This window comes from Vibrio sp. 1-2 (7-a), from assembly GCF_013048515.1.
Classification (GTDB): Bacteria; Pseudomonadota; Gammaproteobacteria; order Enterobacterales; family Vibrionaceae; genus Vibrio; species Vibrio diabolicus.
Genome location: NZ_VHSQ01000001.1, coordinates 843369 through 868080 on the forward strand (window position 1 = coordinate 843369; position 24712 = coordinate 868080).

23 protein-coding genes and 2 tRNA genes are annotated in these 24712 nt (G+C 42.6%); 13 read left to right on the top strand and 12 right to left on the bottom strand.

The annotated features are described in order from the left end of the window. Positions 1-90 precede the first annotated feature (90 nt). The 4 genes from FKN08_RS03785 (at position 91) to FKN08_RS03800 (ending at position 1573) form a co-directional block, all read left to right on the top strand. Positions 91-750, top strand: coding sequence for a DUF2726 domain-containing protein (locus FKN08_RS03785; protein WP_047008692.1), 660 nt, complete (start codon positions 91-93; stop codon positions 748-750). Positions 751-869: 119 nt separating this feature from the next. Beyond that, complete coding sequence (locus tag FKN08_RS03790; RefSeq protein ID WP_046874875.1) at positions 870-1208, top strand: hypothetical protein; 339 nt, start codon at positions 870-872, stop codon at positions 1206-1208. 179 nt (positions 1209-1387) lie between these two features. Beyond that, positions 1388-1464: transfer RNA gene (locus FKN08_RS03795), tRNA-Val, on the top strand. Positions 1465-1496: 32 nt separating this feature from the next. After that, positions 1497-1573, top strand: a tRNA-Val gene (locus FKN08_RS03800). A gap of 138 nt (positions 1574-1711) precedes the next feature. On the opposite strand, the gene FKN08_RS03805 is transcribed toward FKN08_RS03800, so the two are convergent. Together FKN08_RS03805 and FKN08_RS03810 are read right to left on the bottom strand one after the other, a co-directional pair. Continuing rightward, positions 1712-2008: a YkgJ family cysteine cluster protein gene (locus FKN08_RS03805; RefSeq protein ID WP_074191235.1), complete on the bottom strand. Its 297-nt coding sequence runs from the start codon at positions 2006-2008 to the stop codon at positions 1712-1714. A gap of 222 nt (positions 2009-2230) precedes the next feature. Continuing rightward, positions 2231-2677: a DUF3291 domain-containing protein gene (locus FKN08_RS03810; protein WP_046874876.1), complete on the bottom strand. Its 447-nt coding sequence runs from the start codon at positions 2675-2677 to the stop codon at positions 2231-2233. A gap of 388 nt (positions 2678-3065) precedes the next feature. Here FKN08_RS03810 and FKN08_RS03815 point away from each other — a divergent pair, with 388 nt between their 5' ends. Then, positions 3066-4562 (top strand): EAL domain-containing protein, encoded by a 1497-nt coding sequence (locus tag FKN08_RS03815; RefSeq protein ID WP_170891378.1) that lies wholly within the window; start codon positions 3066-3068, stop codon positions 4560-4562. Positions 4563-4735: 173 nt separating this feature from the next. On the opposite strand, the gene FKN08_RS03820 is transcribed toward FKN08_RS03815, so the two are convergent. Further along, positions 4736-5623 carry a DMT family transporter gene (locus tag FKN08_RS03820; RefSeq protein ID WP_170891379.1) on the bottom strand — a complete coding sequence of 296 codons (888 nt, stop codon included), beginning with the start codon at positions 5621-5623 and terminating at the stop codon, positions 4736-4738. Between the two features lie 110 nt (positions 5624-5733). On the opposite strand from FKN08_RS03820, the gene FKN08_RS03825 reads away from it, so the two are divergent. The 5 genes from FKN08_RS03825 to FKN08_RS03845 all read left to right on the top strand — a co-directional run bounded on the left by FKN08_RS03825 (position 5734) and on the right by FKN08_RS03845 (position 8449). Beyond that, positions 5734-6216 (top strand): MarR family transcriptional regulator, encoded by a 483-nt coding sequence (locus FKN08_RS03825; RefSeq protein ID WP_005393451.1) that lies wholly within the window; start codon positions 5734-5736, stop codon positions 6214-6216. A 24-nt stretch (positions 6217-6240) separates the two neighbouring features. Beyond that, entirely contained in the window at positions 6241-6594 is a 354-nt protein-coding gene (locus FKN08_RS03830; protein WP_005393450.1) for an MmcQ/YjbR family DNA-binding protein, read from the top strand. Between the two features lie 77 nt (positions 6595-6671). Next, positions 6672-7106 (top strand): Mpo1-like protein, encoded by a 435-nt coding sequence (locus FKN08_RS03835; RefSeq protein ID WP_012841889.1) that lies wholly within the window; start codon positions 6672-6674, stop codon positions 7104-7106. A gap of 208 nt (positions 7107-7314) precedes the next feature. Next, on the top strand, positions 7315-7626 hold the full coding sequence (locus tag FKN08_RS03840; RefSeq protein WP_005393448.1) for a hypothetical protein: 312 nt from the start codon (positions 7315-7317) through the stop codon (positions 7624-7626). Between the two features lie 208 nt (positions 7627-7834). Then, positions 7835-8449 carry a sugar O-acetyltransferase gene (locus FKN08_RS03845; protein ID WP_170891380.1) on the top strand — a complete coding sequence of 205 codons (615 nt, stop codon included), beginning with the start codon at positions 7835-7837 and terminating at the stop codon, positions 8447-8449. A gap of 44 nt (positions 8450-8493) precedes the next feature. Here the strand turns inward: FKN08_RS03845 and FKN08_RS03850 are convergent, their stop codons facing one another. From FKN08_RS03850 to metA, 7 genes are all read right to left on the bottom strand, one after another. Next, positions 8494-9585: a sulfate ABC transporter permease gene (locus tag FKN08_RS03850; RefSeq protein WP_170891381.1), complete on the bottom strand. Its 1092-nt coding sequence runs from the start codon at positions 9583-9585 to the stop codon at positions 8494-8496. Position 9586: 1 nt separating this feature from the next. Next, the gene (locus FKN08_RS03855) at positions 9587-10063 is read right to left on the bottom strand and encodes a hypothetical protein (protein ID WP_170891382.1); all 477 of its coding nucleotides are present in this window, start codon (positions 10061-10063) and stop codon (positions 9587-9589) included. Positions 10064-10072: 9 nt separating this feature from the next. Then, entirely contained in the window at positions 10073-13252 is a 3180-nt protein-coding gene (locus FKN08_RS03860) for a response regulator (protein ID WP_170891383.1), read from the bottom strand. 145 nt (positions 13253-13397) lie between these two features. Then, positions 13398-15557 carry a GGDEF domain-containing phosphodiesterase gene (locus tag FKN08_RS03865; RefSeq protein ID WP_170891384.1) on the bottom strand — a complete coding sequence of 720 codons (2160 nt, stop codon included), beginning with the start codon at positions 15555-15557 and terminating at the stop codon, positions 13398-13400. Next, a complete protein-coding gene (locus FKN08_RS03870) occupies positions 15557-16486 on the bottom strand; it encodes a phosphate/phosphite/phosphonate ABC transporter substrate-binding protein (protein WP_170891385.1) in 930 nt (309 codons plus the stop codon). Before FKN08_RS03870 ends, FKN08_RS03865 begins: the two co-directional genes overlap by 1 nt. 269 nt (positions 16487-16755) lie before the next feature. Continuing rightward, positions 16756-17481: a type IV pilus biogenesis/stability protein PilW gene (gene pilW / locus FKN08_RS03875; protein WP_170891386.1), complete on the bottom strand. Its 726-nt coding sequence runs from the start codon at positions 17479-17481 to the stop codon at positions 16756-16758. A 178-nt stretch (positions 17482-17659) separates the two neighbouring features. After that, positions 17660-18601 carry a homoserine O-succinyltransferase gene (metA, locus tag FKN08_RS03880; RefSeq protein WP_006741610.1) on the bottom strand — a complete coding sequence of 314 codons (942 nt, stop codon included), beginning with the start codon at positions 18599-18601 and terminating at the stop codon, positions 17660-17662. 340 nt (positions 18602-18941) lie between these two features. Between metA and FKN08_RS03885 the strand changes: the two genes are divergently transcribed. Together FKN08_RS03885 and FKN08_RS03890 are read left to right on the top strand one after the other, a co-directional pair. Beyond that, positions 18942-19328, top strand: a complete 387-nt coding sequence (locus FKN08_RS03885) for a hypothetical protein (protein ID WP_065646791.1) — start codon at positions 18942-18944, stop codon at positions 19326-19328. 152 nt (positions 19329-19480) lie between these two features. Continuing rightward, complete coding sequence (locus FKN08_RS03890) at positions 19481-19837, top strand: SMR family transporter (RefSeq protein WP_005393429.1); 357 nt, start codon at positions 19481-19483, stop codon at positions 19835-19837. Positions 19838-19911: 74 nt separating this feature from the next. On the opposite strand, the gene FKN08_RS03895 is transcribed toward FKN08_RS03890, so the two are convergent. Then, positions 19912-21339 (bottom strand): APC family permease, encoded by a 1428-nt coding sequence (locus FKN08_RS03895; RefSeq protein ID WP_170891387.1) that lies wholly within the window; start codon positions 21337-21339, stop codon positions 19912-19914. Between the two features lie 696 nt (positions 21340-22035). Between FKN08_RS03895 and FKN08_RS03900 the strand changes: the two genes are divergently transcribed. Continuing rightward, complete coding sequence (locus tag FKN08_RS03900; RefSeq protein ID WP_139060222.1) at positions 22036-22986, top strand: LpxL/LpxP family Kdo(2)-lipid IV(A) lauroyl/palmitoleoyl acyltransferase; 951 nt, start codon at positions 22036-22038, stop codon at positions 22984-22986. Between the two features lie 70 nt (positions 22987-23056). Here FKN08_RS03900 and FKN08_RS03905 read toward each other — a convergent pair whose 3' ends face one another. Beyond that, on the bottom strand, positions 23057-24529 hold the full coding sequence (locus tag FKN08_RS03905) for a carboxypeptidase M32 (RefSeq protein ID WP_152812244.1): 1473 nt from the start codon (positions 24527-24529) through the stop codon (positions 23057-23059). Positions 24530-24712 lie beyond the last annotated feature (183 nt).

The window sequence follows — 24712 nt, forward strand, 5'->3', positions numbered from 1 at the left end:
GTGGCTCCTCAAAATTGCGAGGTTTTGTTGCTCTGCATAGCATTTCCATTTACGCTTTGAGCAACGAGTTGTTTTGGATGCACTTTATTTATGACCAACATTTTTATCATTGTTGTTCTTCTGGTTTTATTCTTCTTTGTTATTCAAAAGTACGTGATTAAGCACGACGACACGCGTGATTATCCTTATCGCTCGAAAGGACCGTTACTCAGGGGGCAAGAGAGCGCATTCTATAATGCGTTGAGGGCAGCGGTAGGTGAACATGCGGTGGTATTCGCGAAAGTAAACATGTCCAGTTTGGTTACGCCAAAAGAAATCAAAAATAAGAAGCAGTTTTTTGTCGCGAACAATCGCATATCTCGAAGTTATTTTGATTACGTTATTTGTGATCCTAGGACGCTAGAGCCGCGTGTGATCGTTGAATTGGATAACGGGCAAGAGTTAAGCAAGGGCAAGGTAGAAAGACAAAAGTTACTGATTCATGTTTGTAAGACGGCCAACCTGCCTTTAATCGGCGCTTCTGTAAAGCACAGTTATCAAGTTGGGCGATTACGTCGTTTGCTTGCGGCACATATAGATTTGATTGAGCCTGATAAAGAAGTGCGCTTTTGCAAAAAATGCGGCAGTCCGATGATCATTAAAACCGCAAGCCAAGGTGAGTTCAAAGGGAGACGTTTCTTTACTTGTAGCCGTCAGCCGAATTGTACATACACCGAAAATTATAACGTTGTGTTTGAGGCGGACGACTAAACACGACAATTAACCTGCAGAAATAAGGGGCTTTGATTAGAGATGATCAAAGCCTTTTTTGTATCTGTCCTCAAGGCAAGACCTATACTTTGAAAAAGAGTGCAGAATAGGGCAGCCATATGCGATACGGATGGATTTTGTCAGCATTGTTCATCGCATCTAATGTTAGTGCGATACCTAATTTGAAACCACTGGAGTGTGAGTTAACGGAGACACCCCAAGATCATTTCTTGTTTTACCGAGAGCAAATGGTTTACCACAGTGAGCAGTTTGTCATATTTCAAAACTTCAAAGGCAGGGTGAGCACTCAAGTGGATGTTAAAACAGGAGAGTTGATCCGTACAACCTATATCGGCGAACCATTTAAACCTAAATATCAGATTTTGTTTGGTACTTGCCCCAATGTATCGCAAACCTTACAGATTTGGATGCTCAGTGAAGTGCCTTACGACAATTAAGTGAGATAATAAAAGTTATATAGATCACACTTTTAAACCCCACAGGCCCAGTCCTTGTCGATAAAATCATCTGAAAACGCGTGTTGAGTTTACATTTTCGCCAAACGGTTCAAAGTTGGCAAATTTGTGCTTGCACCGTCGTTCGCTTATAGCTAATATCCTCGTCGTTCCAGAGAAATGCGTCCGTAGCTCAGCTGGTTAGAGTATCGCCTTGACATGGCGGGGGTCGGTGGTTCGAGTCCACTCGGACGCACCATTCTGAATTGAATGGTTAGGAACACAAAATTTGGGTCCGTAGCTCAGTTGGTTAGAGTACTACCTTGACATGGTAGGGGTCGGCGATTCGAGTTCGCCCGGACCCACCAAATTTTAGAAAAAGCCCACCAAACGGTGGGCTTTTTTGTATCCATAATTTGTTGATACTCAGATTTAAACACCTTACTTTTCCTTTGCACACTTTCTACAAATACTCCGCATTGCCATCAGTGTAAATTTGAGTGGTTTTACAAGAATTTAACTCGTTCATCTAAACATTCATTGGAGCCCATTTCGAATTCGCGGCAAATCCAAGGCCTATTTTCATAAATCGTACACATTAATGTGTCTCTGTCTAAAGCTGCACACCAACCATCATTTAGCCGCATCATGGTTTCGCCTCCATACTGGTCACGTGCAATAAACTCTTCAGGTACGCCAGTATCTGAAATAATCATAACCTCGAGACGGCAACAACAAGCCTTACAGTTAGAGCAAGATACATCAGAGGGCAGGGGAGAGGGAGTTTTAGTTGGTATAATCATGAATAACTACAATTTGGTCAATTGTGCATGGTACCGTAAATTTAACACGAATGAACTTTATTTCTAAAATAGAACACCCTATGAATGATAAACCTAGTGAACGCATTTTATGCGTTCACTTGCGCGCCTTTCCGAGTAAGTCGGTAGAACTGACAGTGATTCACACCAATTAACCTTATAGTCAGTATAAATTTGAACGCGATTTTTTGTTATACACGTACTTTACACAAGATCTGCTTCTGTAAAGTTTGTTTTAAATGTGAAAGCAAATGGCGTATCTCCGTTTTCGCGCAAATGCTGAAGGCGTAACAAGGCTTCTTGTGGTGTTGGTATATAACCGTCTTCTACCCACCACAGAACATAGCTATCCTCCGCTAAACGATGAAACCATTCGCTTTTTCGGCGCATGAAATCTCTATGACCGGTACGAAACATAAAGTTTTTAAGCGAGTCAGTACTTTCCCAAATAGACATGTTTACAATCATGTTCGGGTCATCAAATAATTTAATGCTTGTTGCATCGCCGGAGTCGTCTTTTAGACGCCAGATAAAGCCTTCACTTTCTTCAGCTATACCATTAATTAAGTCCAAATTGTCTACGAACTCTTTAATTTCTGGTGCATCCAAAGGGTATTTAGCAAGCGCAATATTTAATTGAGCTAATTTCATTTCATGACCCTCCCTGGTCGATAAGCCTGTAATGCTGGTAAAAAGCTCTAAGTAGCTTTTCCTATTTTATCATGCAGTGTGTTGCTAGTGCCTTCAAAGGTCAATTAGAAAGTTAGTGACTGTGGCGAGTCATTGGATGGCAAAAAAGTCGTTTTATACATTGGTTATGTTGAGCATAAGCCCCTCTTTTCTCGCGATTATCGTCGGTAAGTCTCACTCAAGAGAGTTGCTATCTTGGATATGCAGCAGTACTCTCATTTTCTGTGGCAAGCCTTGCGCTTCTATACTTCTTATTGAGATTCGATCCTCACTTTTTGGTGTGTGAACGTGAGATAGTATTCATGTCACTCTTTAATTTAAGTTGTTTGGCTGAACGTTAGGAGGAACTTTGATTACAAAGATAACAAGAAATGCCATTTTGCTTGGCCTAGTTCCCATTGCAGTTTTTGTTGTGGCTTTTAATTCAATAGCCAATTTTTACATCAGCTATATCAAAGAGACTAAAATAGACACCTATGTCGATTATTTACACCAACGATCCATGTATTTGGATGAGGCGATTGTAAAGCAGGTTTCGCAGTTAGATTTCACGTGCAGTAATAGTGATGTTAGAACATTACGCGACCCACGTTTTTATAATCGTTACATCCGTTTTATTGCGATGGAAACGAATGACGGTAAAACATGCTCCACGATTGGTCGCGAAGTATCTCATTTATCCAATGCGCAACGATTTCAGCTTGGCGAAAACTTTTTTGTATCACTTATTTTACCGGAACACCAAGATCAAGTTGAGTGGATGGTCATTTATGAAAATGAACATGTCGAAGTTATCTGGGTTCTCGATAATAGTTGGGTTAAAGAAGTGATCAAAACGCCTTGTGAAGACTGTTTGTTCGTCGAGTTTATATATGATGAGCCTGTATTTGGAGATTTAACAATAAGTCGAGGAAAACCAGCCATTGCAGCAGAAGAAGCGGCAGTTTCAAAGGAGTTATTCTTCTCGGCTGATTCTCAAGCCAATATGCTCATCAAAATACACAGTGGCGAGAAACTGAAGAGTTATGCTCAGGAAAGAGTCTTTCTATGGGGAGGCCTAACCAGTGTGCTTATGGGGCTGGCTCTTGCGTTTGTATATGTGTCCAGTAAGAGCTTGAGAAAGTCTATCAAAGGCTTGATCCAGAATGGGATTAATAATGCGGAATTTATCCCTTATTACCAAGCGATTGTCGATAGCCGTGATGGTGTAACAGTGGGGTATGAAGCACTGATTCGGTGGTCTCGCCGTGATGGTATGGTGCCGCCAAACATGTTCATCGGCGCTGCAGAAGAAAGTGGTCTGATTGTCCCAATGACGAATCAGCTTATTCGTAAAATCATACAAGATCTTAGTGTGTTACCTGAGCATGTGTGGCTCAGCATCAATATTGTTTCTTCCCATTTAGAGTCAGGTGAACTCACTAAGTTACTGTCAGAACTGAATTGGCCATGTCCGAAGAGAGTGCATTTTGAGTTGACCGAGCGAATTCCTGTAAAAGATACAGAGGCAGCGAAAAAAGAGATTTTGTATCTGGCGAATAAAGGCTACAAGTTCAAAATTGACGATTTTGGGACTGGGTATGGCGGCTTTTCTTATTTGCAAGATCTGGGTATCCGATGCTTGAAAGTGGATAAGATGTTCATCGACCCAATAGGCTCTGATGACCAAAAATTGAAAGTGTTGGATTCTATTGTCTCGGCAGCAAAGAAAGCGGAATGTGAGATGATTGCAGAAGGTGTAGAGAGCGAGGCTCAAGTCGCGTATTTGGCTCAGCATTCTATTTACCTTATTCAAGGGTATGTCTACGCTAAACCAGAGCCTATTAACAACCTTGTGATGACTTAAAGCAAGGCATAATGGGGCGTATTCATTATTAAAGGTGTCTTTCGGCACCTTTTTTATTACTGAACTTTTTTGGGTTCACTGTTCGATAGAACACCTGTTGAGGTCTTAGAATTCAAACGGAGTTTACAGAGAATATGAACGCCCGATTCTAGCATCGGGCGTTAGGATTTTACTTAGGAAGAAAGGGCGGCTTTTTTGGTTTTTAATGAAGCGATCAATTGAGGGAGCAATGACATAACAATCATCCCTAGCATCAAGCTGTATTGGAGAGGGGTGAAAGTCTCACCTAATAGCAGCAAACCTGACACAATGCCCGCAACGGGGTTGGCAATACCACCAAAAGTAAAGTCAACGACCGACATACGCTGCAATAGCCAAACATACATGCCGTAGCCTAATGCAGTGTTCAGAATGATCACCCACAGCAGCCCAAGGGTGTTCGTCATTGATAAGTTTTGAATGGCTGTAACGTATGGCTCTGGATTGTTTATTGCCAGCATGCTTGTTGCGACAGACATAATCACACCACCCAAAATGAGCTGCCATGTTAATACTGTCCACCAATGCATTTTCGTTCCTAGTGACTTCGTTACGCTACTGCCTACCACAATACACATGATGGCGGAGATCATCGCCAGCAAGCCCATAGGGTTGAGCGAAATAGAGCTAGGATCAAATAAGAACCAAGCCAAAGCAATCAAAGTCGCTCCGCTTATTGCCTGTATTGCGCTTGGCTGGCGCTTATAGACTGCCCAGCCAAATAGCATCGCAAAAACGGGCACTGATACCATACCGACACCTGAGATCGCAGAAGGAAGCGTCAACGCCATGACAAAAATGAGACCAAAGAAGCAAGCGATGTTGATAGTTCCTAAAACAAGCAGCACTTTCCATTCACTCTTTTTCGGGAAAGATGGCTTTATTGCGAGGAGCAAAAGACCCGCAGGCAATGCTCTTAGCGCACCAAGTAAAACGGGAGGCCAGTCCGGAAGCGTAAACTGAGTAACAGCATAAGTTGTCCCCCAAAAAAAAGCCGGGATCATTGCAAGCAAAATATTCATGTTAAATATCTTTACGTTGAGATAATTAATTGTAAAGATATCGGTAAGGTTACTTTTTGTAAAGTATCTTTATGTTAAAATAAAAATTAAATGACGTTTGGAGAGAAACCATGGACGCAATTGATAGAGTGGTAGAGCAGTGGGCTAAGGAGAAACCAGAGCTCGACACTGAACCGATGGCAATTATGGGTCGGCTAATGCGAATTGCTAAGCACATGGAGTGTCGGGTCGCTGACCTACATAAGAAGTACGATCTTAAGATGGGTGAATTTGATGTGTTGGCGACACTTCGCCGAGCAGGTTCACCATACTGCCTTACTCCCTCGGCGCTAATTGATTCGATGATGCTCACTTCGGGCGCGATGACGAACCGATTAGATAAACTCGAGAAGAAAGGCTTTATTACCAGAACACACAGTAAAGAAGATAGACGCAGTGTCACCGTTGAGTTAACCGAAAAGGGCTTAACCTTAATTGACAAGTTGATCTTAGAGCATGTGGACGTTCAGCAATCGCTGCTACATGGTTTAGAAGGCAATGAGAAAGCGCAGGTTAACCAGGCGTTAAGGCTACTATTGCCTTTGTTTGAGTAAAAGATACAGGAAGGGTGGGACGGAATGAGAAGCAAAGAGTTAGAAGGTTATTTAAGTACCTTTATGTGTGCAGAGAGTGATTTCCCATTTGGGCCAGAAGCGCTTGTATACAAAATCAAAGGTAAAATGTTTGCGATTATTGCAGAGAGAAACGGTCGGGAGTATGTCAGCGTAAAAGTAAAACCAGAAGATGGAGAAGTCTTAACATCGCAGTTTACGGACATCACTCCTGGTTATCACCTAAATAAGCGTCACTGGATAACGGTTTATTTTAATGGTGATGTGGAAGATGGATTGATTCAGGATTTATGTGAACGCTCTTATACTCTCGTCGTTGCCAAACTACCAAAAGTGCAACGAGCATTGCTTGGTCAGTAATAGCTATTACAGAAAAATTCGCACCTTTTCCATCCTCAAGCTATATAAGAATAAGTAGGCGGAAAAGTAGGAATGATATGCGAGCATTATCTGAATGGCTAAAAGAATATGGGGAGAGCCATCAAAACCCCATCAACCAAAAGATTCACACAATCGCAGTTCCGGGTATTTACCTATCTGTGGTCGGTCTAATTTGGTCAATTCCTCAAATCTCCATCTTGGGTTTCGAGTTTAACTGGGTCTGGATTGCTGTCATACCGGTATGGGTTTTCTATTTTCGTTTGTCTCTCAGCGTCTTTATGATGATGTTAGGGTATACATTAGCGTGCATCGGCCTGATATGGTCTTTGGAGGTATTGGCGCTGCCCGTACTGCATATTTCGATGCTCCTATTCGGTGTCCTGTGGATCTTGCAGTTCATTGGTCACAAAATAGAAGGGAAGAAACCGTCTTTTTTCGAAGATTTGCAGTTTCTTCTTATTGGTCCAATTTGGGTGTTCCGAAAACATTAACTCACTCCGTAATTAACAAGCTGATATCTCTCTGTATTGCACGATCATGCTAGCGTCCATAAGGTCGTAAAATGCGCAGCATGATGTGCCGCTTTCTCATTGCCATGACAAGCATTCGCTTCTGATTCACACTATCATTAGAGTGCAGCTAAAGCCGTTACTTTGCCTGAATGTTTGTGGCTAGTGACATTGTCACTTGGGGGGATGAATGTACGACCGACAACATAAATATGCCTATTGGCGAGAAGAGCGTAAAAAAGGCAAATGGCATTACATCATGAAGTCTTTTTTTATGATTTGTTGCGCACTATTGCTTGGTAAAGTCATTGGTTTATTCATTTTTGGTGAGCTGCACTCCCTGAGTGATATTTTGGAGCAGCTGCCCGCGGATCTTTTTATCATGATGCTAGTGGGCTTCCCGGTTAGTGTTATCGGCTGGTATCACGAGGAGTCGAAGTTTTTCCGAGCGTTACGACGTAAAGAAAAGCGCTTGAAAATGAATCGAGATAAACAAAGCTAACTCTGCATCGATCTTTGTGTTATTTAATCGTCTGATTCACATATTTCTTCCAAGTTATTCGGTATTTTGCGTTAGGCCTCGCAAGAATGTCATTAAACTTATTGTAAAAAACGACATCATGCATTCTGTTAGCCAATCTTGACAGGAACTTGTATTGCGAGGTGTTCCAGCAGCCTGAAGCTACTGGGCAGATAGAACGGAGGATATTATGGATAGTGAATCAATGCTTCATAGTCAGAAAATATATTTTTGTAATGATGAAGCGTTAGTCGAGCAGCAAACACAGTGTTTAGAAGTTCTTTACGATTACAATCAAACTCGGCCTTCTGAATCTGAAAAGCGTACAGAAATATTACGACGTTTGCTCGGCGCTGTTGGTGACAACTGCTATTTTGAGCCGCCGCTTCGAGCTAATTGGGGGAGGCATACATACGTTGGTGATAACGTGTATGCAAATTTTAACTTAACCCTAGTCGATGATACGTATATCTACATTGGCAATAGTGTCATGATTGGGCCCAATGTGACACTAGCAACGGCAGGCCACCCGATTGAACCAGAGCTCAGAAGAGAAGTTGCGCAATTCAATATCCCTATTTATATTGGTGATAATGTATGGATCGGCGCTAACTCAGTGGTATTGCCTGGCGTCAAGATTGGAAAAAACAGCGTAATTGGTGCTGGTAGCGTGGTAACGAAAGATATACCAAGTAATGTTGTTGCGGTAGGGAACCCGTGTCGTGTATTGCGAGAGACAGGCGAACATGACAAAGAATTCTATTACAAAGAGCGTCAAATCACGCACAACACGTATCAACGATAACAAAGGTAAATTCCCACGGTTTATACGGTGTCAGTATAGAAAAGTTAAAAAACGAAATTTAACATCAGGGTGTAAAGGTTGGCGCTGTTATCTTCTGGTATTGATGAAAACGCGCCAGTATCGTTATTGTGGGCGTTAAACTTTTGCCATTCAGCATTCAGTGACACGTTATAATCTAGGTCGTATCTCACTCCAAACAGATAGCTGTCCCCATTCTTTGTATCACTGCTATTAAACTGCTGGCCGTAAACTATGTAGGGGGTCAATTTATTCACGTTGTAACTCGTTGTTGCGTACCAAGAGGAGGAAATGTTGCTGGTTTGTCCTTCCGCCATTATCACAACGTTATCAAGCTCATACCTTACTCCTAGAGAAAACTGGTCAATCGTATTGCCTTTTTCTTTTAGAACCAAACGGTCAATTAACATGGTTCCCCCTTCATGTGTGGATTGCTTGGTGTTGGAGAGAACCGTAGTTTGGTCATAGTCGCCATGTAGATAAGATAAGTTTAAACGGTAGGCATTTCCGCTGAGTGTTAAGTTTATTCCGGCTGTGTTGTCTGATTCGATCTTCAGTTCAGTGTCTTCGTTGAGGGTGACATCACTGCTGTCTTTAAACCCTATAAACGGCATTGCAGTAAGCATGATTTGCTCATTGAGGTCGTGATTCCAGCGAATGGATAAACCATTGTAAGCGGTGATGCCTAATATGCTGTCATACACTTCATTTGGTGGTCGAGCTTGGGTAAAAGCGTGACCGACATAATTATACTCAGACATCAAAAACAGCGGCAGCCTCAATCGTCCCCCACGTATCTCTATATTTTTATAGGTATAAGCTAAATATGCCCACTCTAATTGGGGCGAGCTCCAATGATCTTGCGGACGCTTGACTACTTGTGCGGATGCTCGAAATGCCTTGTAAAAGTAATCAAGCTGCAGGCCGAAGGTTGTGTCACAATCGTAGCAGGCTTCATCATGAATAAAGCGGTTGACGAGAACCGTTGTAGAGTTATCGGACTTAGACCAAGATGTCGAACCAAAGCCACTCAAAGACAGGTGATCTGATAACTCAATGGTGGCTAAGCTCGGAAAGGCGACAATACTCAGTGATAACATGGTCAAATATTTTTTCATATTAATCCTCCGAGCTCACTACACACAAAATACGAGCATTTCCAGGCACGCTCGAAGCAGGGGCATAACCAATCCGATTGGGCTTTTCTTGCATCCACGTGATCAGCGCATCAATGCTAGAGTTTGCAATCACTTTGGGTGGTCTCGCTTTGCCTGAAAAAGACAAGCTCGCCCAGTGCGCGTTCATTTGCGCCAAGTTTTTATTGAGAAGGTAGCGATAGAACTCCGCTCTCTCCGCTGATGTCGCTGGCCAGTCAGATATCTCAATTCTCTGCCCTTGTAAGAGTTGCGTTTTTCCTCTGTACAACTTTCGCGCTTTATTGATGGTCAGGGGCGAGAACTCACTATTAAACGAGAAAACAGCGTAGCTCTCTGCAGCAAGTACTTGACTATCTATGGGTAGAAGGAAAACAACAATGAATAGGTAGCGTTTTATGCAGCGCAAAAGAAAACAGAGGAGAGATATGTCGCCGCTCATCATCGCTACCTATATCGCATTTTCAATCTGGTACAACAGCTTTTCTCTACGAACAGGCTTGGGTACATAAGCGTCCATGCCTGAATCGAAGCAGCGTTGAATGTCATCATCCACAACACTTGCCGTTAGCGCGATGATGGGAGTCTTCGGAAGACCCTTACTTGCTTCGTAGGCGCGTATTTGTCGCGAGGCTTCGAACCCATCCATGATCGGCATCATGCAGTCCATCAAAATGATGTCGAACCCGCCATCTTTTTGGAACATTTCGACCGCAACCTGTCCGTTTTCGGCTACTTCAAATTGATAACCAGCTTTGGATAAAAGCAGCGAAGCGACTTTTTGATTTACTCTGTTATCTTCGACGAGCAAAATCCGTTCTGAGCGAATAGGCGTCACGGTCGCTTCTGATTGTTCAGCATGCGAGGTTTTTTCAGGAGTGTGAGTGGTGTTTGTTGCCAGTCGCTTTTCATCAGAAGCAATATTGGAAATGCGTAGTCCAATGGCTTTATCTAATTTCTCTTTCAACAAACCCGCTTTAAAAGGTTTGGGCACATAATCATCCATTCCAACATCAAAACACTTTTGAATGTCATCATCGACTACACTTGCTGTTAGCGCGATAATTGGGATTCTGATCGTCCGTTTTTCTTTTGCTTCAATTTGACGGATCATTTTGGTTGCTTCAAACCCATCCATCACAGGCATCATGCAATCCATTAAGATTAAGCTGTATTGATTCTGTTGAAACATATCTACGGCTTCTTCTCCGTTTACGGCGATATCAAAGTCGAAGCCCGCTTTTGTGACGTGTAATCCAGCGATTTTTTGATTAACGGTGTTGTCGTCGACCACCAAGATTTTTGGGAGAGTCTTAGCATTGGGTGTTGTCGTGTTCTCCTGGTTTGCTTGAGGGAAGTTTGCAGCACAAGTTTCAAGTGCTTTTACTAAGCGCTGTCCTAAGAGGGGTTGAGTGACCAATGCACTAATGCTGTTACCAAAATCACGTTGGGCACTATGAAGGTGTTTAATAAGACACACTCGAACATTTTGCATGCAAAGTCTTTTCATTTCACCTAGATGTTTGGCTGCGGTATTTGGAGAAGTTTCTACGTTGATAACAATGATGCGCTCGTTATCAATCCACGTTGGCAGAGCATCCAGTGTATTTACTGATTGCTGAACATTGATGTGGAAAAAGCTCAACTCGTCACGCAGCTTTTGCTCCAAAGTAGGGTTGTTGCAAACTATCCATATATCGTTGTGATTAAGGGAGTGATAGCCATTGAACTCTTGAGTCACAATTGGAGCCGTAAGTTCGAAGAAAAATCGGCTACCTTTGCCTTTCTCGGATTCAAGCTGAATCTCACCTCCCATCAATTCTACCAGCTGCGTGCTAATTGCAAGCCCAAGCCCTGTCCCTCCAAACTGTCGGGTGGTGGAGTTATCCTCTTGGGCGAAAGGAGCAAATATCTTCTTTTGTTGCTGCTCATCAATACCGATCCCTGAGTCTTTGACTGAAAACTCGATGCTCGCTTCACCATTTTTGATTTCTCTAGTGATGACAGAGAGTTCAACGCAGCCTTGTTCGGTGAACTTTACGGCATTGGACATGAAGTTCATGATAATTTGGCGTATACGGTGATCATCCAACATAACGTGATAGGGCGTATTGCGGCTGATGCTGACTTGAACATCGATGCCTTTTTCTTTCGCTTTCGGGGAAATAATAGAAGCAATATCGTAGATGGATTCACGAACACAGGTTGAATGAGGGCTGATAAGCAACATACCAGATTCAATTTTAGAGAAGTCCAGAACGTCATTTATTAGGCTCAACAGTAATTGCGAGGAGGTTTCTATCGTGTCGACATAATCACGCTGTGTCGCCGTTAGCGGCGTGTCTGACAAAACTTCTGAAATGCCAATAACGCCGTTTAAAGGGGTTCGAATCTCATGAGACATATTTGCCAGAAAGCTACTTTTGGCTTTGCTTGCCTCGATGGCATCATCTTTCGCCTTTTCAGCATCTTCTTTGGCTTGAGTTAACTTTTGTCTTGACTGCTCACGTTCATAACTCAGTTTTTTTACCTCTTTAGCAAACTTACTGAGCTCATCTTTCCCTTTGGTCAACTCTGTTAGTGGTGAGTTTTCATTGTTGTCCTCTTCGTATGTGTCTCGACTTAGGAATTCGAGGACTAAATTCAAGTTGCCAGTGACCTTACGCACTAACCTCAGTGTCAAACTCACAACCAGCAATGTCACGAGGCTCATTAGCGCAATGAAGCCAATGCGGTGCTGTGTTGTTTCACTGATCGTCCTGGATATATCCTTAATAAGTTGCTGTTCCATCTGGTCATCAACGTTACGTAATAAACTTAAGCGTTTATAAAGCGCAGATAACCCGTCATCTATTTGAGTGGGTGTCAATACTCTAAGGTTTGATGGCTGCAACAAATTGGCTCGAAATGCTTGGCTTTTAGCAAAGACATTATCGGTAAAGGTTTCGATGAGGAGGTTGACTTGCTGCTTATTCGCATTAAGTGTGACAAAGCGTTCGAACAGCAGTTGTTGGTTCTGGATTAATGATTGAATACTGGCTTGGATAGCTGGATCGTAAATCTGCCCCTGCTCTGTAGATTCCACCAAGTATTTGCTGAGTCTATGCTCTTCTGTTGACCAAAACATTAACCACTCAAGCTGCATCAATGAGGAGAGGTGAGTGTTGGTTTCATAACTTACATGGCTGAAATAGACTCTATCCAAACTCAAAAGAATCTCTTTGAATGTGTCGGCACGCCACTCAGCTGCATCTAACTTATCTTCTGTATTATTGGACGAGAGCATTGACAGTGTTGCTTCTTCGAAATTCGTGAGCTGATTTAATATATCGGCATTGTCACCAAAAACAGGTGAAGCTGTATCTTGTAAAGTTTGAACGAGTTGGCGGGTTTCTTGAGCGTTATTCACGACCTTTGGATCGCTCATCAAATAATACAGTGAGGAAACACGATCTATATATTGGGAGAAGAGTTGTGCTTTTTGAAGTTCTTGAGCTTGGATAGAGAGGTTTTGTACATGTTTGCCCGCCAGAAGCAATAACAATAAGATTGGTAGTAGGACCAATCCAAAAAGTTTCTGCTTTACAGACAGGTTGTTCCAAGCAAATATCCCGACCACACGCGTTTCCATATCCAAAGAGTTGATATGAAAAGTGTAGTTTACCTATCTCAAATGTTAGATTTTAAGAGGAAATTCATACTTGCGAGATGGCGAAGTGTGACCAATATTGCAGAACGAATCCCCTTTAATTAAATGAACGCGATAAATTATTCAGTTAAGCATAGTTGCTGGCGGTTGAGTCATCTATTGCTTGGCGTTGTTGCTCAAACTCTATGATTTCTTCTGCCGGCACCGGTCTACCCAAGAAAAAGCCTTGAACAACGTCGCAGTGAAGCGATTCCATCCTTGTTAGTTGGGTCTGGGTTTCTATGCCTTCAGCTACCACTCTCATTCTTAGGTTATGAGCCATGGATATAATCGCACGGACTAATGAATCATCTTGTTCATTGTTTTGGATTTGAGCGATAAATGAACGGTCAATTTTAAGCCCATCAAACGACATTTGTTGTAGGTAGGCGAGGGCTGAGTACCCAGTTCCAAAATCATCTAGCCACACTTCTACGCCGTTAGCTTGTAATTTTTTGAGCACGTACTGCGCTTTCTCAATATCATCAATAAACAGAGACTCTGTCACTTCAACATGAATGGTTTTAGGGGGGACTTGATATTGTTGTAAATATTTCGAAAAGAGCTGACTTAAATCTTGGCGGTAGATCTGCCTAGGAGACAAATTTAATGCGATATGAAAATCAGCAGCGAAATGATCCGCCCATTGTGCTCGCTGGCTAATTGCTGTCTCGATGAGGTATTCACCAAGCTCTAAAATTAAGTCACTTTGTTCTGCAATCGGGATAAATAATTCTGGGCTAATATAACCCTTCTCCGGATGATTCCACCTAACCAATGCTTCAACACCAATCAACTGGTAGGTGTTGAGGTCGAACTGGGGTTGATACCAAAGCTCGAACTGAGACAAATCACGTATTGAGCGGCGCAGTTCTTTTTCTATGTATAAGCGCTGCTTCACTGTCTCATCAAACGCGGAATCGTATATCGTCATGATATCTTTACCGCGTCGTTTAGATTCTTGCGCCGCCAGTGAGGAGAGTTGTAAAAGAGACTCTGCGTTTGAGCCAAATTCCGGATACACCGCGACTCCAAGGCTTGCCGTAATTTGAATATCGTTCTCTTCCAAATTAAAAGGAGAAAGCAATTGGCGATGAATATCGTCCGCTTTTTCTCTAGCGTGGAGGCTGTCTTTGCATGGAAAGACCAGCACAAATTCGTCAGCGCCGACTCGGCTTACGATGGTTGAAAGACGGTAAAGAGGCTGGAAGTAACTCGGCAAACGACCTTGAAGTTCTGAGGCGAGATGACCTAGCAATTTATCTCCGATGCTATGCCCGTAGTTATCGTTAATATGTTTAAAGTCATCCAGATCAATAAAAACAACCGCGAGTGAGGGTGATTTGCGGTTCGTTATTTGCTTTTGGATATCAATGAGCAACTTTTCTCGGTTAGGCAGGGAGGTAAGAATGTCGTGATACGCCATGAACTCCACCCGGCTTGTGTATCGGTTCACTTTGTTGGACATTTTGTTATACGCCGAAATAAGATCACCCACTTCATCTTTACTTTTTATATCAGTGATTGGCAGTGCTTGAGTCTTTGACTCTGTAAATTGTTCTTTAAGTTGTTTGAGTGGTTTTATTAATGAGCGACCCAAAGCATACGCGATGGCACTTCCGAGCAGAACGGATATCGCACTGATCGTGAGCAGCAAGTTAAACATCTTTTGCTTATCGTTTGAGGTAAGCGCTTGTACTTGCGCAATGTTTTGTTCTTTCTCTTCTAATAGATGTGCTAGGTTGAGTTCAAGATACACCGCGCCCAGTGTGATATTCGATTGCTGAATCGGTGCAGCAATTTCTAATTGATGTTTAGAAAAAGAAATGAGAATTCTAGACTCTTCTATTGCTTTTAAAATAAAGCGAGAACGGTAATGAGGCTGGGCAAACATACTCAGCTGAGTCGTACCGTCGTGAAAGATTAGCCCTTCATTATCAACAACGTGTATCTTCGAGACATCTGGTTGGCTTAATGTCGCTTTAATTTGCTCGTACGCTTGGCTGATATTATCCGTATAGAGTGGGTCAAAAAGTTGTTTTGATAATAACTCTGCGTAAACCAATCCTTTTTGCTTGACGTAAGACTCTGTTTTTTCTTGTGAGTTCTCGGTGATTTGGCGGGTTAAGTTATTTGAGTACGTATCGTAACCATGCATATATAGTGCGAGGTTTATCACTACGACAAACAGGACAACAAAAATGGTCGAGCAAATGTATTTAGTTTCGAGTGAGAGTTTGTGGAACATCAATCCACCTTCGGTAACAAGTGAATAGATGTTCGAACGGTATTTAAGGACACGGACATTTCTGGCGTTAGAGCGGTGATCTTTTTCGTGTTTTGGAACTGTTTAAGTGCTAAAGCACCTTGCTGAGATGCCTCCATACCGAGCAATATTGACGTGATTTTATGTTGCTGATCTTGGCTTAAGGTCGGAGAGGCGAGAATTAAGTCTCTAGGTATTTCTACCGAGCGAGCGAAAATCGTTAGTTTGTCTTTCATGCTTTCTGGAAGATCTTTAGGGTTGCTCCAATTGAAATTGCTGAACGCTCCTGCTGCGACTCTCTGCTTATACACCCATACTGAAAGGTTGATTTCATTCGATTGAGCCAAGTGCTCGTCAAGGAATAAATATCCAATACTGTCTTTGGCTGGTTTGTCATCGGAGGAGGGGAGGTATTCTAATTTCTCCCCTTGATTAAGCAGTGTAATAGCGGGTAAGTAATAGCTGCTGGTGGATGTACGCTTTTCAAAAACAAGTGTTTTTCCGCGCAGGTCAGAAATCGACTCGATACCACTCTCTTTGTGGGTAAAGAATACCGTATGATATTTTTGTAAACCTTTTTTCCAGCGTATGGCAATGGCTTGGCTGCCAGACTCTGCCTCGAGGGTCATTGCATTGAAGGGGGTGGCTGTTGCAATTTGAACGGTGCCATTTTCAAGTGCCACCGCGAGCTGACGATAATTTTTAAATACTTTTACAGCACCCTTAGTGTATCCGTATTCAGCCAAACCATTGGTCACGTACTGCGTAAAAGGCGTCGACTTTTTGATTTTGCTTTGAGCTTTATTGGAAACAATGCCAAACGTGAATGTTTTTTCAATATTTTCTTGTGCACTGACGACAAAAGGCGAACTCAGCAAAGTGAATGATAGCAGAGTGCAGGCAGGTTTCATCCGGCTTCAACTTCCTTCTGGTGTATGTCAGTAATATTTAGCATTTATCAATGCGCCCCAAATCAATAGTAAAAACAGTATGATGTACAAATTTCGTTTTACTAGCGCACTTTTATAACGTGACTTGGTCACTTATTCCGTTCAAATAGTACCGAATTTGAAGTTTATGTACAGGATGAATGTTTCACCGTGGGTTTGAATTCACTGGATTCTTAGTCAAGTTCAGTAGTGTCTGTGAGCGAGTACACCTTCTTTATCATGATGTCGTGTTAAGAAAATCTCTCCAATTGCTTTTGATATTTTTTCTCGAGTGCTTCATTACCTGCTGCACGTTCAAGTTGAATCATGAGCTGTAAAGAGGGTTTCTTAACGCCATACATTTGATTAAATCTCATTAATCGAATTCTGGCTTCAGTGTAATTGCCGTTATCAATTTCTAGCTTGGCTAGCTGCAAAATAGATTTTGGCCTATGAGGGTCATGATCAATAGCTCGGGCGAAGTAGTATTTCGCTTTGTCTTTATCTTGTGACTTCAACGCGCAAAATGCGGCGTTTTCATAACTGGCCGGAATGAGATAGTAATAAGGCTGCTCAATGGCTCGATTAAACATTTGATCGGCTTTCTCGAAGTCACCCCGCTTGCAAAGAAAGGTGCCGTAGTTATTGAGCACGTTACCGTTTTTGGTGTGTTGGCGTAGAGAGCGTTTATACATTTGCTCGGCTTTAGCATCTTCGCCAACCGTTTCATAGTAGTGAGCCATCGATAACTGAGCACGATAGTATTGAGGTGCGTGGGTTAAGGCTTGTTGCAAGTTATCATGCGCGCGAATCATATTGCCGCCTTCTAAATAACCTAGGCCAAGTGCGATACGTGATTCTGCCATTGCTACAGGATCGGCTTTAACGACAGGGCTACCATCTTCTTTCACCGTCACGCAGCCTACAAGTGCAAACTGAGAGATTAATAGTAGTGCACCGAGCTTTGTTGTTTTCATTCTTTGTCCCTACGTCCCTGAATCTCCCAGCATGATATGAATTACGTAGCAAAAGCCTATTGAGGAAAAAACACTATGCGATCAGGTTTGCAAACTGGTATGAAAAAGCCGCCATATGGCGGCTTGGTTCACATATTACATTTAGGCATCATAAGCGCTTTGTTTGCGTGCTTTGAGGTTAATCGTCTTTAGTAAAAGCGTCTTCACTGAAGTGATCAAGATCATAAGGTGTTTGCTGGTAAACGCAGTAGTTCAGCCAGTTTAAAAAGAGGAGATGTCCATGACTTCTCCAACTGGCAATTGGTGGATTATCAGGATTGTTGTTTGGATAGTAGTTGACGGGAATGGCTGGTTCCATGCCTTCGCTTAAATCGCGGATATATTCGTTATGTAAGGTATGCGAATCGTATTCAGGATGCCCAGTAACAAACACATTTCTCTTGTCTTTTGTTGTAGCTAAATAAACACCTGCAACATCCGATGTGGCTAGGATGTCTAAGTCGGTATGTTCTTCTAAAAAGTGAGGTGAAAAGTCGGCATAGCGTGAATGAGGCGCTAAAAATGTGTCATCAAACCCACGTAACATAGGATGGAATTGATGATGAATCTGGTGATGGTACACGCCTGAAAGTTTCTCTTTACGCGTTTTTTTAGGTAGATCGTAGAGCAACTTCAGTCCTGCTTGTGCTGCCCAGCAGACATAAAGAGTCGATGTCACATGATCTTTTGCCCATTCCATGATGGTTTTTAGGTGGTCCCAATAAATGACATCTTCAAATTGAACCAAACCTAGTGGGGCTCCAGTAATGATCATGCCATCGAAATTTTTATCTCTCACCATTTCAAATTGACGATAAAAAGTATCCAAATGTTCGGTTGGCGTATTTTTGCTTGGGCGGTTATCAATGCGTAACAACTCGACATTGACTTGTAATGGGCTGTTTGAGAGTAGACGCAAAAACTGAGTTTCAGTTTCTATTTTTTTGGGCATCAGATTCAGGATCAGCACTCGTAAAGGACGTATTTCCTGACTCGCAGCACGCGTTTCACTCATTACGAAGATGTTCTCTGTCCTTAGCACATCGGTAGCTGGTAGTTGATCTGGAATTCTAATTGGCACGACTTTCTCTCCCTAAGTATAGTCAATCTAGACGTCTATACTTCTAAAGCTAACTTAATTAAGTTTAGATGTCGATACGAAATATGACTTTTCAATCTACTCTTTACATTATGGTAAACCGATCTCGAAGCTGTCACACAATTGTGACTAGAGCGGAGTTTCTGATGAGATATGTTTGAAACGCTGGTCGTACTATTTGCTGGTAATTATGTGATCACGTTAATATGCGAAAGTGACTTCGTTGTAAGGAAGTCTCAGATTAATGAGCCATACTAAAAACAATCAGCTCACCAATATGCATTAAAGTGTGTATTTGGAAACATCGTCAGTGGAGGACATTATGTTCGGTATTTTTAAAAGAAAGACAAAAATTCAGAGCATCGCTCAAGAGGTTCCTAGCGTACTATTGCGCTTGTTTGGCGATAAAGACACTTATACGCCGAAAGAAATTGATCAAGCCCTTCAAGAGCTTGGTTATGATAAGAGCAAGGATCTAAGTCATTATCAGTATGCCTATGGAATGTTTGCCAATGAACCTTCTTACGAGCAGTTAGGGTTGACGGATGAGTTAGGTAATTATGGTCACTTTCAACGAGAAGTGGGCAAGATGCTGCTCAATACACCAGAGCCAATTGATATGCACATCTACTTTGAAATTGCTCGGCAGCACCAAAAAGCAGGCCTGTCGCTTACTCATCAAGAAGTGAGTGAAAGCGATGGCGTGTGAATGTCTCTATATTCAAGTGATCACGCTGTGAATCCTGCATTTTGAAGCCGCTTGAGTAAGAGGTATTCCATCGAGAGATGAGTTGGGTATAATGCGCGACCTAATTATCCGGACGTGTTGTCGGTTACATTTCTGTTGAGCGTTAATGCCTTATGTTCAAAATGCTTGTCTCTATGCCGCCAATGTTGGCGCTGTCGATCGCGATTGTATGTGAAGTGATTGCCACTTCCTATATTCCCAAAACAGAGCAATTTACGAAAATGATGCCGAGTACAGTCGTTCTGATTGGTTACGGCATTGCTTTCTTCTTGCTTTCCGTCACGGTAAAAACGATGCCTGTTGGGGTTGTTTACGCCATATGGAGTGGGGCGGGTATTGTTTTAGTTGCGACGGTTGGCTACTTTGTTTATGGACAGCGGCTAGATTTGCCGGCGCTTGTTGGCATTGGGTTTATCCTCACTGGTGTGATGATTGTTAACCTGTTATCCAAGACTGTAGGACACGGATAACTAACACAACTAGTGATGCCAAATAAAAAGCCGTAGCGAGAAATTGCTGCGGCTTTTTAATGTCAATCCAATAGTTAACTTACTAGTACCTCAAGCATTTTGCTTTGTTGACGATGTTTTCGATTGCGATACATCACGGCGGCGAACGCTGGGAGGCTAAATGTGATAAATCCTAATATCAGTGCATATGCACCAGTTTTTGCGCTAATTCCTGCTGGCACGTCAAAAGATACAACAATCGTCACCAAGCAACTCATCAAGCCTAACCCAGCCACTAAACACATTCCTATTTTTCCGCCCGCAACTCGAAATGGGCGCTCAATATCTGCGTGTTTGTAGCGTGAGACCAAAAAGCTAACAAAAATACAGATGTACATCACCATATAGAGCTGAGTCATCAGGATATTCAATAACCACATGCCTTGATTGACGTTAGGAACAAAAATGAAAACCAAAGAGAGCACGCTAACAATCGTGCCTTGCAAGAGCAACAATGAGACGGGAGCTTGGTTGCGGTTTTCTTTGGCGAGCGACATCGGCATGAAACTATCTTTTGCGGCAACATGCAGACTTTTAGTCGGGGCGATTATCCAGTTATTCAGGCTTGCAAGCGTGCCAAAAACAATAGCAAGGGCAATGACAGGCAGCAGGAATGAGAGGTGCAGATCATCAAAAAAAGCTTTGAAGGCAAGTATCACTCCTTCACTCAAACTAGAATGATCACTTGAGACGACCGAAGAAATAGACAGTGAGCACGCCGTCAGAGAAACCAAGATTAAGGTTGTGGAGATCAGCAGAGCTTTGGGATAGGCTTTTTGCGGATTTTCTACTTCGCTTGCATAAGAGGTCGTGATTTCAAGGCCTGTAAGTGACAGAACTACCGCAGTAAAACCAGCTCCGATCCCATCTTGAGAAAGGTCCGGCAACCAGTCAGATACGTGGCGAAGCGAGATATGAGACTCACCAGGATGGGTATACGCCCAGTATCCGCCTAATCCGATAATCAATAGAATCGGAAATATCAAACCTAGGGTGCCGAATACATTTGTAATCAGGGAAGAGAGGCGCAAGCCAAAGATATTAACTAAAGTTAACGCCCAAAAAATCACATTAATCATCACCAACATAAACATGTTGTTTTGCGCCAGATCTGGGAAAAAAGGGTAGGCCCCCGTTGCAACAATGAATGAAATTAAAGGTGGATAGTAAACAATATTTTCAGCGTATTGATACCACACGGTGGCAAAGCCAAAGTTTGGCCCTAGTGTTTCTTTGCCCCAAAGATATACACCACCTTGCTCTGGATAAGTGGTACTTAGCTCAGCACACACTAGCGCTGTAGGGACAAAAAAACAAAGTCCAGCAAGTAAGAAGAAAGAAATGGCATGGCTACCAAACAAAGCCGCCCCAGGAATGTTCCTTATGCTGTCGACCGAAGTTACGGTAATCATGATGATAGAGAAAACACTCAATTTAACGGCGGATTTAACGATATTGCTCATTCGATACCTTTAATGGATGAGCGCACAACTTCTAGGTTGTAAAAGTAGCGTGCTACAAGTAAGACTCGCGTATTGTAGATTCCTCATAAATAGTGGGTATATAGCGAAAAACGGTATGTATTTATCCGAAAATGAGCTGAAAACAACGCGCTTTATTTCCATGGGATATAAACGAGTGATATGTCGGATAAATAAACACTTATAGCGGTGAACTAGAACCTTTGGGTAAAGGTTTGACTTTCCTCTAAGGTCAAGGAGTACATTAATGCTATATCGAAATGAAACGATGGAGAAACACAATGGGATGCTGTAACCAAGCGCCAAAAGGTGGCACCGGAAAGTTGTCTTACTTGTTCAGGGTAATGATTATCATGTTTATTGTTATTTTCATGACAGCTGCATTATGGGGTTAAAAAAACACCATTATCTAGCGCATTGAAAACACAAAGTTATGTTTGTCCAAACTTTATGAAAGTGCGGTAGATTAATCACTCCAATCGATGTTAACGTGGTGATTCATCTTTGCTGCTTTTTCATCCCCCTACATATTTCTGCAAAGTTCTTATTGTGTAGTGTGTCGAAGAACCATAGAATCCGCGCGCTTTAATTTATGTTATTAGCGCTATCAATGATAAAAGTGCAGTCCATTATCATTGTTTTTATCACTTATAGATGGGCACATCTGACAATACTCACATGAATAAATACCAAAAGCCTGAATTCAAGGCTGAATTTCTTTTGCCTCGTTACTGGGGAACCTTAATTATCATCAGCGTAATGTACTTACTCAGTCTCCTTCCTTTCAAAGTTCAGTTAGCATTAGGACGTGGCATTGGCCGTTTAGCTATGCGAATCATGAAAAAACGTCAAATTACGATTAGGCGCAATCTTGAGCTTTGCTTTCCTCAGATGGAAGAATGCCAACGCGAAGCAATTTTAAAAGACAATATCGACAATACAGGTATTGCGCTATTTGAGACGGCGATGGCATGGTTTTGGTCTGATAAACGGGTAAACAAACACGTTACGATAAAAGGAATGGAGCACCTCGAGGCTTTAGAAAAATCAGGCAAAGGGGCATTAATGTTGGCCGTACACTCGATGAACTTAGAGTTAGGTGCTCGTGCTTTTGGCATTAAAAAGTCTGGAACTGGTGTTTATCGTCCAAACAACAATCCGTGTTTTGATTACTTTCAATACAAGGGTCGTTCTCGCTCTAATCGTACACTTATTGACCGCAAGAACGTTAAAGCCATGCTTGAAGCGCTTAGAACGGGTGAGCGGGTCTGGTATGCACCGGATCATGATTATGGAAACCGACGTTCAACGTTTGCGCCATTATTTGCCGTTAAAAATGCTTGCACGACGACAGGTACAAGTCTGCTGGTTGATTCGACAGATTGTGCCATCGTGCCTTTTACGATGGTAAGAGGAAAGGACGGACACTATACCTTGACGATTAGTGCGCCAGTCGACGGTTTCCCGAAAGAAGATCCTCAAGGTGCGGCAGTTTTCGTGAATAAGATAGTTGAAACGTCAATCATGGCAAGTCCGAGCCAATATATGTGGCTTCACCGTCGGTTTAAAACCAGACCTGAAGGCGAGGATTGTTTGTACAAGCCTAGACTTATCCCTAGCTTGGCATAGCATAGAAAGAGCTTAAAAAAGCCCAAGGAACATACGAACCTTGGGCTTTTACGTTCTATTCTTTTTCTATTTACAGGTAGCGGCCTTTTAGGTGCGCTTGGAAGTGCTTAGCATTTAGTGTTTCACCCGTTGCTTCTCTTACGAGATCATCCGTTGTTAATAAGCTGCCTTTACTCCAGATGTTCTTCGACAGCCAATCGAATATCGGCGTCAGATCGCCAGAGCGAATAACCGCGTCCACATCTACCGTTTGCTTCATTGCGGCCATGAATTGGGCTGCGTACATCGCACCGAGAGTGTAGGACGGGAAATATCCAAAACTTCCATCCGTCCAATGAATGTCCTGCATACAACCGTTTTTGAAATTCCCTTCCGTTGAGAGTCCCAAATACGCTTTCATTTTTTCGTTCCAGAGCTCTGGTACGTCTGTATGCTTGATGGCACCGTTCATAAGATCACGTTCAATCTCATATCGAAGAATAACGTGGGCAGGGTATGTTAATTCGTCCGCATCTACGCGAATAAAGCCTTTCTCTACGCGAGTGTAGATTTTGGCTAGATTGTCTTTTTCAAACTCATCTCCAGAAAAATGCTTGGAAGCCATGTGAGCAAGATGGTCGATAAATGCGTTGTTTCGTCCTATTTGCATTTCAAAGAAGAGCGATTGTGACTCATGAATTCCCATAGAGCGGGCTTGACCAGCTGGCGTTCCTGCTAAATCTTTTGGTAGCCCTTGCTCGTATCGGGCATGGCCAGTTTCGTGGACGATCCCCATCAATGATTGGACAAACTCGCTTTCATCATAACGTGTTGTAATACGCACATCTGTTGGCACACCGCCACAAAATGGATGGACACTTTCATCAAGCCGACCGTGTTCAAAATCGAATTGAAGTAGCTTCATGACTTCCAGCCCTAGTGCTTTTTGTTTTTCCGCAGGGTAGTGCGCAGTTGGCAATAAGATGTTGTCTGATTGCTGTTTTTCAAGCGCTTCGTCTATCAAGGAAGGTAGCCACGTTTTTACGTCAGCAAAAAGCGCGTCTAACGATGCAGACGTTGTGCCTGGTTCATAAATATCAAGCATGGCATCGTAAGGCGTTGTGCCGTTTGCTTCGGCTCTAATTTGCGCTTCTTCTTGCGATAGCTTGACGACTTCTGCCCAGTTCTTTTCAAAGCCAGACCAGTCATTTTCTCCTCGTTGCGTACGCCATGCATGTTCACATTTGGAGCCAGCAAGAGATTGAGCTTGAACTAATGATTCTGGTAGCAAGTTAGCTTGTTGCCATTCACGTTTCATTTCTCGTAGGATGGACTTTTCACTCGCAGATAGCGTCTCTTCTTCTGCCTGAGCGAAAAGCTCGCCCAAGTGTGGCTGAGTCATCAATGAGTGGATGTGTACATCAAGCTCTGCCATAGCATTGGAGCGTGCTTCAGCGCCACCAGATGGCATGACCGCTGCTTGGTCCCAACCTATGATGGCAGAGAGGTGCTCAAAGTTTGCCACTTTTTTGGAATGTTCAATGAGTTTTGTAAATGCTTTCATGTGACTACTCTTATTCTTTTGTTCTTTCCCTAAACACCCGATAACGGGTCCTTTACGTCGAGTTGCACGAAACAACCTGCGTTAATTTACTAATAATTAACAATTAATCGTCACTCATTGTCCATAAATTCACTCAGTTGTATAGCTCTCTTAAAAAAGAAGCTTGCGAATCTCGTGGATTGA

What these genes read in the sequence shown, in the direction of transcription:
- FKN08_RS03785 (WP_047008692.1), top strand. Translation starts at nt 91, where the DNA reads ATGACCAACATTTTTATCATTGTTGTTCTTCTGGTTTTATTCTTCTTT.
- FKN08_RS03790 (WP_046874875.1), top strand. Translation starts at nt 870, where the DNA reads ATGCGATACGGATGGATTTTGTCAGCATTGTTCATCGCATCTAATGTT.
- FKN08_RS03805 (WP_074191235.1), bottom strand. Translation starts at nt 2,008, where the DNA reads ATGATTATACCAACTAAAACTCCCTCTCCCCTGCCCTCTGATGTATCT.
- FKN08_RS03810 (WP_046874876.1), bottom strand. Translation starts at nt 2,677, where the DNA reads ATGAAATTAGCTCAATTAAATATTGCGCTTGCTAAATACCCTTTGGAT.
- FKN08_RS03820 (WP_170891379.1), bottom strand. Translation starts at nt 5,623, where the DNA reads ATGAATATTTTGCTTGCAATGATCCCGGCTTTTTTTTGGGGGACAACT.
- FKN08_RS03825 (WP_005393451.1), top strand. Translation starts at nt 5,734, where the DNA reads ATGGACGCAATTGATAGAGTGGTAGAGCAGTGGGCTAAGGAGAAACCA.
- FKN08_RS03830 (WP_005393450.1), top strand. Translation starts at nt 6,241, where the DNA reads ATGAGAAGCAAAGAGTTAGAAGGTTATTTAAGTACCTTTATGTGTGCA.
- FKN08_RS03835 (WP_012841889.1), top strand. Translation starts at nt 6,672, where the DNA reads ATGCGAGCATTATCTGAATGGCTAAAAGAATATGGGGAGAGCCATCAA.
- FKN08_RS03840 (WP_005393448.1), top strand. Translation starts at nt 7,315, where the DNA reads ATGTACGACCGACAACATAAATATGCCTATTGGCGAGAAGAGCGTAAA.
- FKN08_RS03845 (WP_170891380.1), top strand. Translation starts at nt 7,835, where the DNA reads ATGGATAGTGAATCAATGCTTCATAGTCAGAAAATATATTTTTGTAAT.
- FKN08_RS03850 (WP_170891381.1), bottom strand. Translation starts at nt 9,585, where the DNA reads ATGAAAAAATATTTGACCATGTTATCACTGAGTATTGTCGCCTTTCCG.
- FKN08_RS03855 (WP_170891382.1), bottom strand. Translation starts at nt 10,063, where the DNA reads ATGAGCGGCGACATATCTCTCCTCTGTTTTCTTTTGCGCTGCATAAAA.
- FKN08_RS03860 (WP_170891383.1), bottom strand. Translation starts at nt 13,252, where the DNA reads ATGGAAACGCGTGTGGTCGGGATATTTGCTTGGAACAACCTGTCTGTA.
- FKN08_RS03865 (WP_170891384.1), bottom strand. Translation starts at nt 15,557, where the DNA reads ATGTTCCACAAACTCTCACTCGAAACTAAATACATTTGCTCGACCATT.
- FKN08_RS03870 (WP_170891385.1), bottom strand. Translation starts at nt 16,486, where the DNA reads ATGAAACCTGCCTGCACTCTGCTATCATTCACTTTGCTGAGTTCGCCT.
- pilW (WP_170891386.1), bottom strand. Translation starts at nt 17,481, where the DNA reads ATGAAAACAACAAAGCTCGGTGCACTACTATTAATCTCTCAGTTTGCA.
- FKN08_RS03885 (WP_065646791.1), top strand. Translation starts at nt 18,942, where the DNA reads ATGTTCGGTATTTTTAAAAGAAAGACAAAAATTCAGAGCATCGCTCAA.
- FKN08_RS03890 (WP_005393429.1), top strand. Translation starts at nt 19,481, where the DNA reads ATGTTCAAAATGCTTGTCTCTATGCCGCCAATGTTGGCGCTGTCGATC.
- FKN08_RS03895 (WP_170891387.1), bottom strand. Translation starts at nt 21,339, where the DNA reads ATGAGCAATATCGTTAAATCCGCCGTTAAATTGAGTGTTTTCTCTATC.
- FKN08_RS03900 (WP_139060222.1), top strand. Translation starts at nt 22,036, where the DNA reads ATGAATAAATACCAAAAGCCTGAATTCAAGGCTGAATTTCTTTTGCCT.
- FKN08_RS03905 (WP_152812244.1), bottom strand. Translation starts at nt 24,529, where the DNA reads ATGAAAGCATTTACAAAACTCATTGAACATTCCAAAAAAGTGGCAAAC.